The sequence below is a fragment of the Bradyrhizobium sp. 1200_D9_N1_1 genome (genome assembly GCF_052075915.1).
Lineage (GTDB): Bacteria > Pseudomonadota > Alphaproteobacteria > Rhizobiales > Xanthobacteraceae > Bradyrhizobium > Bradyrhizobium diazoefficiens.
On sequence record NZ_CP197226.1, the window covers coordinates 2,390,312 to 2,406,305 of the forward strand.

The window sequence follows — 15,994 nt, forward strand, 5'->3', positions numbered from 1 at the left end:
CGGAATGTCCCATATGTTCGCATTGGTACGAGGTCATATGCTGTTCAGTCGTGCGCAGATACAGCAACTGCTCAACAATCTGCTGGAGCTTGGGCCGCGACGCCTGATGGCCCTGGGATTGATCGGCTTTGCCGTTCTCGTCACCGTCGTCGGCGGCGCCTATTATCTGAGCCGGCCTGAATTCGAAACGCTCTATACCGGCCTCTCCCGCGAAGATGTGACGCGCATGGGCGCTGCTTTGCGCGAGCAAAATATTGCCTTCGATGTCAATACGGCCGGAGACGCGGTCTCGGTGCGTCCGAGCCAGACCATGCAGGCGCGGATGCTGCTCGCCGAGAAGGGGCTGCCGACCAGCGCCAATTCCGGTTACGAGCTGTTCGACAAGATCGGCTCGCTCGGCCTGACATCGTTCATGCAGGAAGTCACGAAACTGCGCGCGCTCGAAGGCGAGATCGCGCGCACGGTGCAGTTGATGAAGGGCGTGAAGGCGGCGCGGGTGCATATCGTGATGCCGGTGCGCGGCTCGTTCCGCGCGACGCAACAGCCGCCCTCGGCGTCGGTCGTGCTCCGCACTGACGGCGCGATCGAGGCGCGCACGGCGCAGTCGATCCGCCATCTCGTCGCGGCCGCCATCCCCGGCATGAGCCGCGACAAGGTGACGGTGCTGGATGCCGACGGTTCGATGCTGCTAGCCGAAGAGGACGAAGCCACCGCTGCCCCGACCAAGATGGCAAGCCTCCAGAAGACGGTCGGCGGGATGGTTCAGGAGAACATCCGCAAGGCGCTGACGCCGTATCTGGGTCTCGACAATTTCGAGGTGAGCGTCGCGCCGCAGCTCTCCACCGACAAGCGGCAGACCAACGAGACCGTCTACGATCCGGAGGGCCGCGCCGAGCGTTCCGTGCGGAACGTGCGCGAGAAGGAGTCGTCGCAGAACGCGGACCGCTCGACGCCGACCACGGTGCAACAGAACCTTCCCGACCAGCAGGTCAACGCCGGCGGCAGCAAGAACTCCAGCGAGGACAAGACCCGTCGCGAGGACGTCACCAATTTCGAGGTGTCGTCCAAGACCACGACGACGGTGAGCGACGGCTATCTGGTCAAGAAGCTCTTCATCGCGGTGCTGGTCAACCGCGCGCGCCTCGTTGCCGATCTCGGCGACAAGAGCAACCAGGCCATCGTCGACAGCAAGCTCGCCGAGATCAGCCAGCTCGCGGCGACGGCCGGCGGACTGGACAAGCAGCGAGGCGACCAGATCCAGGTCACGGCCGTCGACTTCATCGAGGGCTCGCGCGAACTGGCGCCGGTGCCGCCGATCAGCTTCGTCGAGATGATCAACAAGCAGCTCGGCAGCGTCATCAACGCGGTGACGATCCTGGCCGTGGCTTCGATGCTGGTCTGGTTCGGCCTTCGCCCCGCGGTCAACGGCATTCTGACCCACCGCGCGGCGCAGGAGCAGACCGAGGCGGCGGAGGCCGCTGAGCTTGAAGCTGCCACAGCCCTTGCATTGGCCGAGAGCCAGGACCCCGAGCTCAACCTCGTCGAGGACCTCGAAGGCAAGATGCAGCGCACGCCGCAGAAGCGACTGGAGCAGATCGTCCGGCTCGATCAGGCGCAGGCAGCAGCGATCCTTAAAGACTGGATGCGACGCGAGGAGGCGGCATGAACGCGGCAATCGGAAAACTCCTGACGCAGTTCGACGCGAACGGCCGGGTCAAGTCGTCGCCGCCGCCTCCGCCGCCCAAGATTCAGGACGTGCTGACCAGGCCGAAGGAAGTCCGGCGCGAGCCTCAATCTCAACCGCAGCCTCAGGCCCAGTCGCAGCCTCAGTCGCCGCCTCCGGCGCCCGCGACGGAAGCCCCGCCGGTCAATCTCCTGGACGATGCCTATCGGCGCGGCCATGCCGCCGGCGTCGCGGAAGGCGATGCCAGGGTTGCCGAGGAACGGGTGCGCAGCGCGATCCGGCTCGGCGAGGAGCGGGCCAAATGGTCCGATCAGCAGGCGGTCGCGATCGTGAGCGGCTTCGAGGCGGCTTGCCGCGAGATCGAGACCAACATTGCGAGCTCCGTTGCCCGAATATTGCTGCCGTTCCTCGCCGATGCGGTCCGCGACAAGGCGATCGGGTCGCTGGTCGAGCAAATCGCGGCGCTGACCGGCAATTCGCCGGTGCCGGTATTCAAGATCACCGGGCCGAGCGAACTGCTTGACCTGGTGAAGACGCAGCTTGAGACGGCCCGGCGAACGGGCATCGAGTACGAGGCCGCCGAGACTTTCGAGGTCCGTGTCGTGGCCGACCAGACCGTGATCGAGACGAAGATCGCGGCCTGGAGCGACCGCCTCAATGAGGCGCGCCGGTAGCCCGCCATGGAGGAGGTCAAGCAAGAGCTCGTGATCGTCCGCCGGCGCAGTGCCTTCGCCGAGGAGGCGCATCATGGTGGCGTATGGAAGATCGCCTATGCGGACTTCATGACCGCGATGATGGCGTTCTTCCTGGTCATGTGGCTGCTCAACGCGCTCAACCAGGACCAGAAGCAGGTGGTCGCGAGCTATTTCAACCCGATCAAGCTCGCGGAGAACGCACCCGCCCCGAAGGGCCTCAAGGATCTCTCCAAGAAGGAGCCGACGACGTTCGAGGGTCAGGACGGCAGGCGTCAGCCGGCTGGGCCGAGCGAGGAGCGGCGCGGTGACTCCCCGACGGCCGAGAAACCGCCCTTCTACGAAGAGAAGGTTCTGTTCCGCGATCCCTATGCGACGCTTGCCGAGATCGCCAATAGCGCGAACCAGGCCTCGGGCCAGCGCCGCGCCGGCGCCCTGACGTCCGCGGAAGAGGACGGCCTCAAGGGCGGCGACGCCTACCGCGATCCCTTCGATCCCGGCTATTGGAAGCTGGCGCCGCAGGCGTCCAAGGATTCGGATCGCATCATCGAGAGCGAGCCCAAGCCGAATGCACCCGTGCGCGACAACGCGACCGGGACGGGCCAGGGCGAGCCGCAGGCGCGCCGTTCCAAGACGGACGATGCCGGCGGAAGCGTGGCGCCGAACGCCGATGCCTCGTCCGCAAGCCTGTCGCCGCTGCTGCCGCCGGGGCCGGCGCCGGCGCCGTCGCCGTCGCAGTCTTCGCGCGAAGGAAGCGCGCAGGCGAACGCGCAATCGGGTGCTCAGGCCAGTGCCGCTGCGCAAGGGCGTCCCGGCGATACGCCGAAGGATTCCGAACCGCGCGACGCCGCGCAAACGCAGCAGCCGACCGTCAAGCAGCTCCAGTCCGCGATCGCGGAAGCGCTGTCGGACATCAAGGCGGGCGCCGGACCGGCGGCCGAGGTGCGTCAGGTCGAGGAAGGTCTGCTGGTCAGCCTGACCGACGATACGAGCTTCGGCATGTTCGCGGTCGGCTCGGCCGAGCCGAGGCCCGAGCTCATCCGCGTGATCGACAAGATCGGGCCGCTGCTGATGAAACGACAGGGCATGATCATCGTCCGCGGCCACACCGACAATCGGCCGTACAAGTCGGAGACCTACGACAATTGGCGGCTGTCGACCGCCCGTGCGCAGATGGCCTATTACATGCTGGTCCGCTCCGGAGTCGACGCGCAGCGGATCGAGCATGTCGAGGGCTACGCCGACCGGCGGCCGAAACTTCAGAACGACCCGGCGGCCGCGCAAAATCGCCGGATCGAGATCTTGATCCGGGAGAAGCGCCCTTGATCAGGCCGCTCCTCCGTGCCGCCCTGCTGGTGCTGCTGCCGTTCGCGGCGGCACGCGCGTTGGCCGATCCGGCGCCGGCTCCGGCGTCGACATCGGGCGAGCCCTATGAGCTCGTGCGCGCATTGCAGGCCGTGCAGGACGGTATCGCCAACGGCGACACCGCGGCGCATGGCAGCCACATCGCGCTGATCCGGCAGATCGGCGAGAAATTTCTCGCCGCCGATGCGAGCGTGTGGAGCAACGCGCAGAACGGCCAGGCCGTCGTTATCTACCTGCTCAGCGGCGGCGCCCCGCAACTGGTCCGCAAGCTGCCGCGCGACAAGATGAACGTCGACGCACGGCTGTTCGATGGCGCGCTCGCCTATGTCGAGGGCCGACAGGACGAAGCGCGCGAGCTGCTCAAGGACGTCAAGCCCAGGACGATTCCGTCGGGCCTGGGCGGACAGGTCGCGCTGGTCCAGGGCGCGCTGTTCGCTCGCACCGAGGCCTCGCTCGCGATCGAGCGTCTGGACGATGCGCGCCTGCTCCTGCCCGGCACGCTGGTGGAGGAGGCGGCGCTGCGGCGCGAGATCCTGCTGGTCGGGCAGGCCGAGGATTTCGACAAGTTCGAGTTCCTGACGCTGGCCTATATCCGCCATTACCGCAACTCGATCTATGCCGGCGATTTCTGGCAGCGCTTCTCCACCGGCCTGACGCAATCGAGCCTCGCTCTCGACGAGCGCCGCTTTGCGCGGATCGTCACCATGCTGGAGCAGATCGATCGCGGAAGCCGCCTCAAGCTCTATCTCGTGATCGCGCGCTCCGCGATGGTGCGTGGACGGATGGCCGTGACCCGGCTTGCCGGCGAGCGGGCGCTGACGCTCAGCGCCGATGCCTCGGCAGAGCGCGAGCGTGCGCATTTTTTCCGTGGCGCCTCGCGGGTACTCACGGACGAATATGACGGCGGCCTCGCCGAGCTGAAGGCGCTCGACCGGTCGAAGCTGCCCGAGCGCGATCTTCCTCTCTTGAATGCAACGGTCCAGCTTGCGCTCGATGTGCGCAAACCGTTCGCGAGCGGATCTGCCGCCACCGCCGACAAGCCTCCGGCCACGCCGGCGCGTCTCGATCTCGCATCGTCGACCGCGACCCTCGCGCGTGCGCGGAAGGAGCTCGGCGAACTCGAACTTCTCACCAGGGATCGCCGCCCATGACCAAGCTCAGCGGAACCGCCGGACAGGCTTTTTCGGGGCTCGCCGAGAGTCTCAATATGCGCGGGACGTCGCGCTCGGCGAAGAGCGCCGGGACGAAATCGCAGGCTGATTCGTCGTTCAACGATCTGCTCCACACCGTCTCGAACCTGGCCAAACGGGCGCTCAAAGACGAGGGCAGCGATACGGCCGTGAAGGCGGGAACGCTGCGCACGCGCCTTTCGCATCCGGCCGAGAAGGACGAGACGGTGCATGATCGCACCGAGGCGGCCGACGAGACCAAGTCCAGTCACAAATCGTCCGACCAGTCGGAGACGCAAAATCCGCTCGACCAGGCCGCGAAGGCTGACGTTTCGAGCCGGCCGGGCATTGCCGCGATCGTCGGACAGGAGCTCGCCGCCGTGCCGGCCGTGAAGCTGCAATCGCCCGCGGGAGACAGGAAGGATGCGTCGGCGCGCGACGGGCGTTCCTCCACGAAGGGCGAGGTTCAGGCGACGGGCATGGCGAAGGCCGCCGCCGCCGATCCCACGCCACTCTCGGCAGGTCCGACAGGCGCGCGCTCACAGGCCGCGGCCTCGCAGGCGGCAGCCGCGCAGCAGGGCAACGAGAGTTCGTCAAAGGCAATGCCCGCGACGTCGGGCTTCGAGGCCCTCACGGCCAATGTCGAACGCGCCGTCAAGGCCTCGGCCCGGGACGCATTGCCGGAGGCGACCAAGGTCACCGTGGTCCAGCAGGAGACCCATCTGCCCCCGGCGCAGTTCAACGCTCCGCAACAGGTCGCCAATGCGGTGGTCGCCGAGCTGAAGGAATCCTCGGCGCCGACGGCGTCCGCAGCCCCCGATCTCGCCGGGTCCCAGACCAATGCGCCGGACCAGCCGCTCAAGATCCTGACCGTCAACCTCGAGCCGCCGTCGCTCGGCAATGTCACCGTGCGCCTCCGCCTCGTCGGCTCGGAGGTCTCCGTCCACCTCGCGGCCGAGCGCAAGGACACGAGCCAGATGCTGGACCAGCAGCGCGACTCGATCCGCGAGCTGATGCAGTCGGCCGGCTACGTCGCCGACGTCGCCCCCGTCCAGCATGGCTCGCTGGACGGATTCCAGAGCGGCTCGGGCCAGTCGCAGCCGCAGCTCTCGGGCCAGCAACAGCCCTCGTCACAGTCGCAAGGCACGTTCGACGGCGCCGGCACGTCGTCGGGACAATCGGACGGCGATGCGAGACAGGCCCGGCAGGAGCGCCAGTCCAACCAGGAGACGCGTCATGACCAGGACGTGGCGCCGCAGATTCGTCGCGGCCCTGTTTATCTGTAACGCCGGCGCCGCCGAGGCGGCCGCCGACAGCGCGCGCCCCTGCGAGCGCGAGATGGCGCGTGCGGCCCAGCAGCACGGCATCCCGCTCGGCATTCTCTACGCCGTCGGCCTCACCGAGACCGGACGGCGCGGGGCGCTCTATCCTTATGCGCTCGGCGCCGACGGTCAGACCGTGTTCGCCAAGGACATGGAGGACGCGATCGCGAATTTCGAGGCGATGCGAGCCAAGGGCATCAAGCTGATCGACCTCGGCTGCATGCAGATCAACCACTACTACCACGGCGACAAGTTCACTTCGGTGCGGGCGATGTTCGATCCCGCCCGGAATGTCGACTACGCCGCGCGCTTCCTGAAGGAGCTGAAACAGCGCGAGGGAAGCTGGACCATGGCGGTCGCCCGCTACAATGCGGGCCCCAACAACCAGCCGGCGCAGAAGCGCTATGTCTGTCACATCGTCGCTCATCTCGTCTCGAGCGGTTTCGGCGCGTGGACAGACAAGGCGCGCTCGTTCTGTCAGCCGAAAACGACCTGACAACATGAAGTTGTGCACGGTTCCCAATCATCAGCCCCGCGCAAGCAAGAACCCTCATTGTAGCTGCAACCTACCAAAGGAGCCCAATCCATGAGCCTGTATGGTGTTATGCGCACCGGCGTTTCCGGCATGTCCGCGCAATCCAACAAGCTGTCGACGGTCTCGGACAACATCGCGAACGTCAACACCACCGGTTACAAGCGGGCTTCGACGGAATTCTCGTCACTGATCCTGAAGAGCGGTTCGGGCAATTACGATTCCGGCGCCGTCGAGACGACTGTCCGCTACGCCATCAGCGACGCAGGACACACGCAGTTCACCACGTCGACCACGGACCTCGCGGTCCAGGGCAACGGCTTCTTCGTGGTGTCGAACGCCAACAACACGCAGCAATATCTGACGCGTGCCGGCTCGTTCGTGCCTGACGCCCAGGGTAATCTGGTCAACGCGGCTGGCTATTACCTTCTGGGGCAGCCCGGTAAAGTGACCAATTTCTCGCAGAACAGCCTGTCCGGCATGCAGATCGTCAACATTGCCCAGGTTTCGCAAGTGCCCGTGCCGTCGACGGCGGGGACGCTCACGACCGGCAATCTGGATCCGAAAGCGGCTGTGATCGCCGGTCCGCCCGGCCCGGCGTCGTACTCATCGAAGAGCTCGATCGTGGCCTACAACAATATCGGCCAGGCCGTTACGCTCGACGTCTACATGTCCCACACTGCGACGGCCGCCGGCTCGGACACCTGGCAGATCCAGGCTTATAACTCCGCGACGGGTACGTCGGTCGGCGCCGCCACCACCTTCACCTTCGATACCACGGCAACCGGCAAAGGCGCGCTGGCCGCGGCGAGCCCGACGACTCTTTCCTTCACCGTTCCCGGCGGTGCGGCGGTGACCATGGACCTGTCGAACATGACGCAGACCGGAACCGACTTCAGCTTCAAGGCAACCGTCAACGGCAGCGCCCCCGCCGCGATCGACAAGGTCGACGTCGACGACGCCGGCCACGTCACGGCGATCCTCAAGAATGGCCAGCAGATGACGCTCTACACGATCATGCTCGCCGATGTCCCGAGCCCCGACAATCTGACGCCGGAGCCTGGTAACGTCTATTCGACCAATATGAACTCCGGCAACGCGCAGGCCGGGAATGCCGGCACCGGCGGACTCGGGACGATCCAGTCCGGCGCCCTGGAAGACTCCAACGTCGATCTCGCGGATGAGCTCACCGGGATGATCGAGGCCCAGCGCGGCTTCACCGCGAACTCGAAATCGTTCCAGACCGGCGCGGATCTGCTCGACGTCGTCGTCAACCTGAAGCGCTGAATTCCTCAGCGCCCATTCCGGGCAAGCGCAAATCATGTCCCTTACCGCTGCTCTCGACTCCGCTCGCGCTTCGCTCATGGCGTCGGGCATCCAGTCCTCGACGATCTCGCGCAATATCGCCGGTGCCAGCGCCGCCGGCTATTCGCGCAAGATCGCCGTGCTGGACAATCTGCCCGGGGCCGGCGTCTATGTGGCGTCGATCCAGCGCGCCGCCAGCTCAGGTCTCTACAACAACGTCCTGACCGCGACCTCGTCGTCGGCCAAGCAGGGCGCGATCTATGACGGTCTCCAGAAGATCGCATCTGCCACGGTGGACGATACGGAGCTCGACCAGTCGCCGACGGCGCAGCTCAATGCGCTGAAGAAGGCGCTGCAGCAATATGCCAACGCCCCCGACAACACCACGCTGGCGCAGGCGGCGATCACGTCCGCCAAGGACATGGCGACGGCGCTCAACCAGGCGACCAATACCGTGCAATCGGTCCGTGAGGGCGCGGACGCCGACATGGCGACCTCGGTCGCCAACATCAACCAGCTCCTTACGCAGTTCGACAAGGTCAACAACGCGGTCGTGAGGGGGACGATTGCCGGTGACGACGTCACCGACTACCTCGACCAGCGGGACAGCATCGTTTCGAAACTGTCGCAGGAGGTCGGCGTCTCGATGTCGATCCGCGCTAACGGCGACGCTGCGCTTTACACCGATAGCGGTGTCGTGCTGTTCGACAAGACGGCGCGAACGGTCAGCTTCACGGCGACCAACATCTATACGGCGGGCACCACCGGCAATGCGGTCTATATCGACGGTGTGCCGGTAACCGGCGCCAATTCGGTGATGCCGCTGAAGTCGGGTAAGCTCGCCGGCCTCGCTCAGCTGCGTGACCAGGACTCCGTCACCTATCAGAGTCAGCTCGACGAAATCGCGCGCGGCCTGATCAACACATTCAGGGAGAGCGATCAGACCGCGGCGGCGCTGCCCGACGTTCCCGGTCTCTTCACCTATCCCGGCGCGCCGGCGATACCGGCGAGCGCCACCGTCTCGGTCGGCCTTGCCGGCCTGATCAGTGTCGCGGCGTCGGTCGATCCGGCGCAGGGCGGCAATCCAAATCTGCTGCGCGACGGTGCGATCAGCGGTAACGTTGCTTACCGATACAACACCGCCGGCAACGCCGGCTACTCGGCCCGGCTACAGCAGCTCATCGGGGGCATGGATGCGTCGCAGCCGTTCGATGTGACCACGCAAGGCAAGCCGAGTGGCAGCTTGATCGACTTCGCGTCGTCGTCGACGAGCTGGATCGAAAACCAGCGCAAGACCGCGGACTCCAACGTAACCTACCAGAAGACGCTGCTCGACCGCAGCACCGCGGCGCTGTCCAACGTCAGCGGCGTCAACATGGACGACGAGATGTCCTTGATGCTTCAGGTCGAACGCACCTATTCGGCCTCGTCGAAGATCATCTCGACCGTCGACCAAATGTTGCAGAGCCTGCTGGCCGCCGTGGGGAATTAAGCCATGATGAGCGCGAACTACATCTCGACCTTGATGCTGTCTTCGTCGTTGAGGACCTCGATCACGAACAACCAGGCTGCGCTGAGCAAGGCGTCGAAGGAGGCGACCACCGGCCGTTTCGCCGATGTTGGCCTCGAGCTTGGTGCCACGACGGGAGGCGACCTCACCCTGCGGGCGGACTGGAGCTTCGCCGATCAGCTCGTCGATACCAACGAGCTCGTCTCGGGACGCCTCGACGTGACGCAAACCCGGATCACCCAGCTCGGCACGACCGCAACGTCCTTTCTCAAGGACCTGATCGCGGCCCGCAGTACCGACAATGGCGGGCGGATCGTCCTGCCGCCTGCGTCCGCCAACCTCCAGGATCTGATCGGCGCGCTCAACGTCTCGTATAACGGCTCGTATCTCTTCTCGGGCATCAACACGCAGAACATGCCGATCACCGCCTACGCCACGGGCTCCGCCAGCAAGAACCAGGTCGACGCGGATTTCGCCGCAGCGCCGCCCACGGGCTTCGGATTTCCGCAATCCTCGGCGAGCGTGAGCAGCATCACCCCGGCCCAGATGCAGACCTTTCTCAACACCACCTTTGATGCCGAGTTCGCGAGCCCGGCCTGGAATACCAACTGGTCATCGGCCACTGACCAGGTCATGCAAAGCCGTATCTCCACGACCGAGGTCGCCGATACGTCCGTCAGCGCCAACCAGACCGGCTTCCGCAAGCTCGCCGAGGCCTACACCATGATGGCGGATCTCGGGAATGCAAAACTCAGCCAGGAGACGTTCCAGGTCGTCGTGGACAAGGCCATCGGCCTCATTGGTGGTGCGATCACGGACCTCGCCACGCTCGGCGGCGGCGTCGGCACGGTCCAGCAGCGGATCACCTCAGCAACGAACAAGCTCAAGACGCAGCAGGACATTCTGAACAATCAGATCGTCGGTATGGAGAAGGTCGACCCAACCGAGGCATCGGTCCGGGTCAACACCTTGCAGACCCAGATCCAGACGGCGCTGGCGCTGACCTCGCAGCTCCAGAAGATCAGCCTCATCAACTATCTCTGAGCCAAGGCTCATTGCAAGGTTCGCTCCTTTTGTCTTGCTATTCGGTTTCCCCGCAGAGTGGTCCTGATGACGTTTGAAGCCTATGAAGCTGTCGTTGAAGAGAGCGGCTATCAGGAGAGAGGCCGCGAGCGACAGGCGCTCAGCCTCGGCATCGACCGGCTCGAGCGGATCGAGAAGGGGCCCTTTAGTTTCGAGGATCTGGTCCAGAGCCTGCTCTATGTGCGCCGGCTGTGGACGATCTTCATCGAGGATCTCTCGCACCCGGAGAACGGCCTCCCGGACAAGCTGCGCGCCGACATCATCTCGATCGGCTTGTGGGTCATCAAGGAGGCGGATCGCCTTCGCGAAGAGAAGTCGGGCGACGTGATGCAGCTCATCGAAATCAACCGCCTGATCCGAGACGCACTTTAATGAAGATCTCCTTGCGGGCGGGCGAACGGATCTACATCAACGGTGCGGTGCTGCGCGTGGACCGCAAGGTCTCCGTCGAGCTCGTCAACGACGTGATGTTTCTGCTCGAGGGGCAGATCATGCAGGCCTCCGACGCCACCACGGCGATGCGGCAGCTGTATTTCATCGTCCAGCTCATGCTGATGAACCCCACCGATGTCCGCGATGCCTCGGCGCTCTACGGCCAGCATCACGCGGCCCTGGTTGCGGTGTGCGAAAGCCGCGAGATGCTGGACGGGCTTGTCGCGATCGACGAGCTGGTCGGGGCAACCCGTTACTTCGAGGCGCTGAAGCGGATCCGGGCGCTGTTCCCGGTGGAGCAGGCTATCCTGGCCGGCGTCGCCACCGACATCCCATTCGAGGCTGCCTGACAGCGGAGAGGCTACATGAACGTCACCAGCGCGACCGACAGCACCAGCAAGTCGTCCAGTTCGACCAGCTCCACGACGTCCACGTCGAGCAACAGCGTCGACTACAATACCTTTCTTCAACTTCTCGTCGCCGAGATGAAGAACCAGGATCCGACCAATCCGATGGATACCTCGCAATATATGAGCCAGTTCGCCCAACTCTCGACGGTCGAGCAGGCCATGCAGACCAACACCAAGCTGGATGCGCTGCTGTCTTCGCAGTCGTTGTCGCAGGCCGACGGGCTGATCGGAAAAACCGTCAGCTTCACCGACGCGACCGGAGCGACCTTCTCCGGCAAGGTCAAGTCGATCTCCATCAACAGCGACGGCTCCGTCGCGACCCTCGAGAACGGCACGAAAGTCGCGGTCGGGCCTGGCCTCACGATCAGCCAGTCATGAACGAGAGAGACGCCCTCGACATCGTCCAGGCGGCGATCTGGACCATCATCGTCGCCTCGGGGCCTGCCGTCGGCGCGGCGATGCTGGTCGGCACCATCATTGCACTGATCCAGGCCCTGACCCAGATCCAGGAGGTCACGCTGACCTTCGTTCCGAAGATCATCGTCATCCTGGTGGTCGTCGCGATCTCCGGCTCCTTCATCGGCGCGCATCTCTCCACCTTTACCGAGATGGTCTATTCGCATATCGAGCGCGGCTTCTGATCCCGCGGGCCGACCGGCCACCACCCTCGCGTAAGCTTTGCACGGCAGATTACCGGGCGGACCCTCTGCCGGTGACCCATGGCCGATACGTTAGCTGCTAGCCTGCCAAACCCGCGACGACTCGGGGCGGATGCCTTTTTTGCGGGCGGCATCGTGGCCATGCTCACGATCCTGTTCCTGCCGATACCGCCGATCCTGATCGATCTCGGCCTGGCGTTCTCGATCGCGCTGTCGGCGCTGATCCTGATGGTCGCGCTGTGGATCCAGCGGCCGCTCGACTTCTCCGCATTTCCGACCGTGCTGCTGATCGCAACGATCCTGCGGCTGGCGCTCAACGTCGCGACCACCCGCCTGATCCTGTCGCGCGGCGGGGAGGGCGAACAGGCCGCGGGCCATGTCGTCGCCGGCTTCTCGAAATTCGTCATGGGCGGCGACTTCGTCATCGGCCTGATCATCTTCGCGATCCTGGTCACGGTGAATTTCGTCGTGATCACCAAGGGTGCTACGCGTATCGCGGAGGTCGGCGCCCGTTTCACCCTGGACGCCATCCCCGGTAAGCAGATGGCGATCGACGCTGACCTGTCCGCGGGCCTGATCGACGACAAGGAGGCCCAGCGCCGGCGCCGCGAGCTCGAAGAGGAGAGCGCGTTCTTCGGCGCCATGGACGGTGCTTCGAAATTCGTCCGCGGCGATGCCATCGCCGGCCTGATCATCACCGCGATCAACATCTTCGGCGGCATCATCATCGGCGTCACCCATCACGGCCTGACGCTGTCGCGCGCCGCCGACGTCTATACGAAGCTCTCTGTCGGCGATGGCCTGGTGTCGCAGATGCCGGCGCTGATCGTGTCGCTGTCGGCGGGCCTGCTTGTTTCCAAGGGCGGCACCAGGGGCTCGGCGGAGCAGGCCGTGCTGCGGCAGCTCAGCGGCTATCCGCGCGCGGTGTCGGCCGCCGCATTGATGATGTTCGTGCTCGCCATCATGCCGGGGCTGCCGATGGCGCCGTTCGTGCTGCTCGGCGGCGTCATGGCCTTCGTCGGCTACACGCTGCCCAGGCGTCAGGCGGCGCGGGATCGGAAAGAGGATGCGCGCAAGGCCGACGAGCGCGCCCAGACCGCGGCCAAGGAATCGGTCAAGGAATCGCTAAAGACCGCCGAGATCGAGCTGGCGCTCGGCGGTCATCTTTCGGTCCATCTGCTGGGATCGCGCACCGAGCTCGGCCATCGCGTGGCCAAGATTCGCAAGAAGTTCGCCAAGCAGTACGGCTTCGTCATTCCCGAGATCAAGCTCACCGACAATCTGTCGATCGATCCCAAGGGATACCAGATCCGGATCCACGACACCCGCGTCGCGCATGGCGAGCTCAGGCTCGGCGAGGTGCTGGTGCTGGTCGACAAGGACGGCAAGCCCGACGTGCCCGGCGAGGAGGTGATCGAACCCGCCTTCGGCATGAAGGCGCTGTGGGTGACGGAGGCTTTCACCGACGAAGTCAAGCGACAGGGCTGCAAACCGGTCGACAATCTGTCGGTTCTGCTCACGCATCTGAGCGAGGTGATCAGGGCGAATCTCGCCCAGCTCCTGTCCTACAAGGACATGCGCGGGCTGCTCGACCGGCTCGATCCCGAATACAAGCGCCTGATCGAGGATCTCTGCCCGTCACAGATTTCCTATTCGGGCCTGCTGGCGATCCTGAAGATCCTGCTGGCCGAGCGCGTGTCGATCCGCAATCTCCATCTGATCCTCGAGGCGATCGCGGAGATCGCGCCCCATGTGCGGCGCTCCGAACAGGTGGCGGAGCATGTCCGCACGCGGCTTGCCCAGCAGATCTGCGGCGACCTCTCCGACAACGGCGTGCTCAACGTGGTCCGCCTCGGCAATCGCTGGGATCTCGCCTTCCACCAGAGCCTGAAGCGCGACCCCAAGGGGGACGTCGTCGAATTCGACGCCGATCCGCGCCTGATCGAGCAGTTCGCGACGGAAGCCAGCGCGGCGATCCGCAAGTTCACCGAGAACGGCACCAGCGTGGTGCTGGCGGTGACCCCGGAGGCCCGTCCCTATGTCCGGATGATCCTGGAACGGGTGTTCCCGACACTGCCGGTCCTGTCGCATGTGGAGGTCGCGCGCAGCGCCGAGATCAGAGCGCTCGGAGCCATATCGTGATCAGCAGCCTCGCCGACAGCGTGCTGGTGACCTTCATCGTGTTCTGCAGGATCGGCGCCTGCCTGATGTTCGTGCCCGGCTATTCCAGCGTCAACGTTCCGGCCCAGGTCCGCCTGTTCATCGCGCTCGTCACGACGTTTGCACTGACGCCAATCCTGATCGCGGTCCTGAAACCTCTGACGGACCAAGCGGCGCCGCTGACGCTGGCACTCCTGATCGGCTCCGAGGTCCTGGTCGGAAGCGTCATCGGCCTCGGCGGGCGCGTGTTCTTCCTGGCGCTTCAGACCATGGCGACCGTGATGGCAAGCGCGATCGGGCTCAGCAATATCCCGGGCACGCCGATCGGCGACACCGATCCGGCGCCGGCCCTGGTGCCGCTGATCATGGCGTCCGTCACCACGCTGTTCTTCATGACCGACCAGCACTGGCAGGTGCTGCGCGGGCTGATGAACTCCTACGACGTCTGGCATCCCGGTGCGAGGCTCGGCGGCAGCATGGCGCTCGACCAGCTGGTCAGCCGCCTGTCGGAGGCGTTCGTGCTGACGCTGCGGATCGCCAGCCCGTTCATCGTCTATTCGGTCATCGTCAACCTCGCAGTCGGCCTGATCAACAAGCTGACGCCGGCGATTCCCGTCTACTTCATCTCCGTGCCGTTCGTGCTGTTCGGCGGCTTCCTGCTGCTCTATCTCACCAGCGACGAGCTCCTGACGCAATTCATGCTGGGCGTCTCGTCCTGGCTGTCGGAATGACCGTCATGAGGTCGCGCGCAGACAAGCTCGGTCGGATGGTCTCGCTCGTGAAGCTCCAGCTCCGGCTGTCCGAATGGCAGCTCGCGCACTTGCGGCAGCAGGAGCGCAGCCTGCAGGACGAACAGGAATGGCTGGTCGGGGCGCTGAACGAGGGCAAGCCGCCGGCGGGGTCGTCGAGCGCGTCGATCGCGCGGCGCCTCAACAGGACGAGCGTCGGCGCGCGCGCCGTGAATGAGCAGGCTTCGCGGCAGCTCGACCAGGTTCGTGCGGAGAGCCGGCGCGTGAAACAGCTCGAGGAAGTCGCCAAGGCGGCGCTCGCGGACAAGCTTCGCGAGGCGGAGAAGCGCTCGCTCGAGGAGATGACGGGAACAAGCCTCACCGTGCGCGAGTGGACGCCACGGCCAGCCAGCCGGAACAAGACATGATCGTGACAGCGACACCCGACCTCGTTCTCGACGTTATCGAGGCCGCCGATCCCGTGACGCAACGCGCGGCGACCGCGAAGCTCGATGCGCTGAAATCATCCGCCGCCGATTTCGCCGCGACGATGGACGCGGAGGCCGGCAAGGCCGCGGCGGCTGGTGCCGATCAATCCGCGGCGAAGGTTTCCGAAGCGCAGTCGGGTGCGGTGAACGGGGCGCCGGTGCAGGTGATCAAGGCGCCAGCGTCCGGCGAGGTCTATCGGAAGTTCGAGGCGTTCATCCTCCAGACCTTCGTCGAGACGATGCTGCCGAAGGAATCCGAGGAACTCTTCGGCAAGGGGACCGCCGGCAGCGTCTGGAAGTCGATGCTGGCGGAGCAACTCGGCAACCAGCTCGCGAAGGGCAAGGGCATCGGCATTGCGAGGCAGCTTGCCGGCGCGCATCCGGCGGGGCCGGACGTGACGGGGAAGGCCGGATGATGATCCGAGGAATGGGTGACAGAAGTTGAGGGGTGAATT

Annotated in this window: 17 protein-coding genes; all 17 read left to right on the forward strand. The window is 65.2% G+C overall.

Annotation, left to right across the window (positions count from 1 at the left end; translation table 11 throughout):
* Positions 1 to 37 precede the first annotated feature (37 nt).
* The 17 genes from fliF to AB5K84_RS11670 all read left to right on the forward strand — a co-directional run bounded on the left by fliF (position 38) and on the right by AB5K84_RS11670 (position 15,955).
* Entirely contained in the window at positions 38 to 1,666 is a 1,629-nt protein-coding gene (gene fliF, locus AB5K84_RS11590) for a flagellar basal-body MS-ring/collar protein FliF (protein WP_063921537.1), read from the forward strand.
* Positions 1,663 to 2,358, forward strand: a complete 696-nt coding sequence (locus tag AB5K84_RS11595; RefSeq protein ID WP_011089601.1) for a hypothetical protein — start codon at positions 1,663 to 1,665, stop codon at positions 2,356 to 2,358. The genes fliF and AB5K84_RS11595 overlap by 4 nt, the downstream gene beginning before the upstream one ends.
* 6 nt (positions 2,359 to 2,364) lie before the next feature.
* Entirely contained in the window at positions 2,365 to 3,702 is a 1,338-nt protein-coding gene (locus AB5K84_RS11600) for a MotB family protein (RefSeq protein WP_011089600.1), read from the forward strand.
* On the forward strand, positions 3,699 to 4,892 hold the full coding sequence (locus tag AB5K84_RS11605) for a chemotaxis protein (protein WP_011089599.1): 1,194 nt from the start codon (positions 3,699 to 3,701) through the stop codon (positions 4,890 to 4,892). The genes AB5K84_RS11600 and AB5K84_RS11605 overlap by 4 nt, the downstream gene beginning before the upstream one ends.
* Positions 4,889 to 6,196 carry a flagellar hook-length control protein FliK gene (gene fliK, locus AB5K84_RS11610; protein ID WP_011089598.1) on the forward strand — a complete coding sequence of 436 codons (1,308 nt, stop codon included), beginning with the start codon at positions 4,889 to 4,891 and terminating at the stop codon, positions 6,194 to 6,196. Before AB5K84_RS11605 ends, fliK begins: the two co-directional genes overlap by 4 nt.
* Positions 6,147 to 6,728, forward strand: a complete 582-nt coding sequence (locus AB5K84_RS11615) for a lytic transglycosylase domain-containing protein (RefSeq protein ID WP_011089597.1) — start codon at positions 6,147 to 6,149, stop codon at positions 6,726 to 6,728. Before fliK ends, AB5K84_RS11615 begins: the two co-directional genes overlap by 50 nt.
* Positions 6,729 to 6,818: 90 nt before the next feature.
* Complete coding sequence (locus AB5K84_RS11620) at positions 6,819 to 8,051, forward strand: flagellar hook protein FlgE (RefSeq protein WP_011089596.1); 1,233 nt, start codon at positions 6,819 to 6,821, stop codon at positions 8,049 to 8,051.
* A gap of 34 nt (positions 8,052 to 8,085) precedes the next feature.
* Positions 8,086 to 9,561, forward strand: a complete 1,476-nt coding sequence (gene flgK, locus AB5K84_RS11625) for a flagellar hook-associated protein FlgK (RefSeq protein ID WP_011089595.1) — start codon at positions 8,086 to 8,088, stop codon at positions 9,559 to 9,561.
* Positions 9,562 to 9,564: 3 nt separating this feature from the next.
* Positions 9,565 to 10,623 carry a flagellar hook-associated family protein gene (locus AB5K84_RS11630; protein WP_011089594.1) on the forward strand — a complete coding sequence of 353 codons (1,059 nt, stop codon included), beginning with the start codon at positions 9,565 to 9,567 and terminating at the stop codon, positions 10,621 to 10,623.
* Positions 10,624 to 10,689: 66 nt separating this feature from the next.
* Positions 10,690 to 11,034 (forward strand): flagellar biosynthesis regulator FlaF, encoded by a 345-nt coding sequence (gene flaF / locus AB5K84_RS11635; protein WP_028175231.1) that lies wholly within the window; start codon positions 10,690 to 10,692, stop codon positions 11,032 to 11,034.
* A complete protein-coding gene (gene flbT / locus AB5K84_RS11640) occupies positions 11,034 to 11,444 on the forward strand; it encodes a flagellar biosynthesis repressor FlbT (RefSeq protein ID WP_011089592.1) in 411 nt (136 codons plus the stop codon). Before flaF ends, flbT begins: the two co-directional genes overlap by 1 nt.
* A gap of 15 nt (positions 11,445 to 11,459) precedes the next feature.
* Complete coding sequence (gene flgD, locus AB5K84_RS11645) at positions 11,460 to 11,882, forward strand: flagellar hook assembly protein FlgD (protein WP_011089591.1); 423 nt, start codon at positions 11,460 to 11,462, stop codon at positions 11,880 to 11,882.
* The gene (fliQ, locus tag AB5K84_RS11650; RefSeq protein ID WP_008130649.1) at positions 11,879 to 12,145 is read left to right on the forward strand and encodes a flagellar biosynthesis protein FliQ; all 267 of its coding nucleotides are present in this window, start codon (positions 11,879 to 11,881) and stop codon (positions 12,143 to 12,145) included. The genes flgD and fliQ overlap by 4 nt, the downstream gene beginning before the upstream one ends.
* A 78-nt stretch (positions 12,146 to 12,223) precedes the next feature.
* Positions 12,224 to 14,305: a flagellar biosynthesis protein FlhA gene (gene flhA, locus AB5K84_RS11655; protein WP_011089590.1), complete on the forward strand. Its 2,082-nt coding sequence runs from the start codon at positions 12,224 to 12,226 to the stop codon at positions 14,303 to 14,305.
* The gene (gene fliR, locus AB5K84_RS11660; protein WP_011089589.1) at positions 14,302 to 15,054 is read left to right on the forward strand and encodes a flagellar biosynthesis protein FliR; all 753 of its coding nucleotides are present in this window, start codon (positions 14,302 to 14,304) and stop codon (positions 15,052 to 15,054) included. The genes flhA and fliR overlap by 4 nt, the downstream gene beginning before the upstream one ends.
* 5 nt (positions 15,055 to 15,059) lie before the next feature.
* A complete protein-coding gene (locus AB5K84_RS11665; RefSeq protein WP_028175234.1) occupies positions 15,060 to 15,479 on the forward strand; it encodes a hypothetical protein in 420 nt (139 codons plus the stop codon).
* Positions 15,476 to 15,955: a rod-binding protein gene (locus tag AB5K84_RS11670; RefSeq protein ID WP_028175235.1), complete on the forward strand. Its 480-nt coding sequence runs from the start codon at positions 15,476 to 15,478 to the stop codon at positions 15,953 to 15,955. The genes AB5K84_RS11665 and AB5K84_RS11670 overlap by 4 nt, the downstream gene beginning before the upstream one ends.
* The last annotated feature ends 39 nt before the right edge of the window (positions 15,956 to 15,994 follow it).

Bases quoted from the DNA above. Each gene is read 5' to 3' on its own strand.
- fliF (WP_063921537.1), top strand. From the start codon at position 38: ATGCTGTTCAGTCGTGCGCAGATACAGCAACTGCTCAACAATCTGCTG.
- AB5K84_RS11595 (WP_011089601.1), top strand. From the start codon at position 1,663: ATGAACGCGGCAATCGGAAAACTCCTGACGCAGTTCGACGCGAACGGC.
- AB5K84_RS11600 (WP_011089600.1), top strand. From the start codon at position 2,365: ATGGAGGAGGTCAAGCAAGAGCTCGTGATCGTCCGCCGGCGCAGTGCC.
- fliK (WP_011089598.1), top strand. From the start codon at position 4,889: ATGACCAAGCTCAGCGGAACCGCCGGACAGGCTTTTTCGGGGCTCGCC.
- AB5K84_RS11615 (WP_011089597.1), top strand. From the start codon at position 6,147: ATGACCAGGACGTGGCGCCGCAGATTCGTCGCGGCCCTGTTTATCTGT.
- AB5K84_RS11620 (WP_011089596.1), top strand. From the start codon at position 6,819: ATGAGCCTGTATGGTGTTATGCGCACCGGCGTTTCCGGCATGTCCGCG.
- flgK (WP_011089595.1), top strand. From the start codon at position 8,086: ATGTCCCTTACCGCTGCTCTCGACTCCGCTCGCGCTTCGCTCATGGCG.
- AB5K84_RS11630 (WP_011089594.1), top strand. From the start codon at position 9,565: ATGATGAGCGCGAACTACATCTCGACCTTGATGCTGTCTTCGTCGTTG.
- flaF (WP_028175231.1), top strand. From the start codon at position 10,690: ATGACGTTTGAAGCCTATGAAGCTGTCGTTGAAGAGAGCGGCTATCAG.
- flbT (WP_011089592.1), top strand. From the start codon at position 11,034: ATGAAGATCTCCTTGCGGGCGGGCGAACGGATCTACATCAACGGTGCG.
- flgD (WP_011089591.1), top strand. From the start codon at position 11,460: ATGAACGTCACCAGCGCGACCGACAGCACCAGCAAGTCGTCCAGTTCG.
- fliQ (WP_008130649.1), top strand. From the start codon at position 11,879: ATGAACGAGAGAGACGCCCTCGACATCGTCCAGGCGGCGATCTGGACC.
- flhA (WP_011089590.1), top strand. From the start codon at position 12,224: ATGGCCGATACGTTAGCTGCTAGCCTGCCAAACCCGCGACGACTCGGG.
- AB5K84_RS11665 (WP_028175234.1), top strand. From the start codon at position 15,060: ATGAGGTCGCGCGCAGACAAGCTCGGTCGGATGGTCTCGCTCGTGAAG.
- AB5K84_RS11670 (WP_028175235.1), top strand. From the start codon at position 15,476: ATGATCGTGACAGCGACACCCGACCTCGTTCTCGACGTTATCGAGGCC.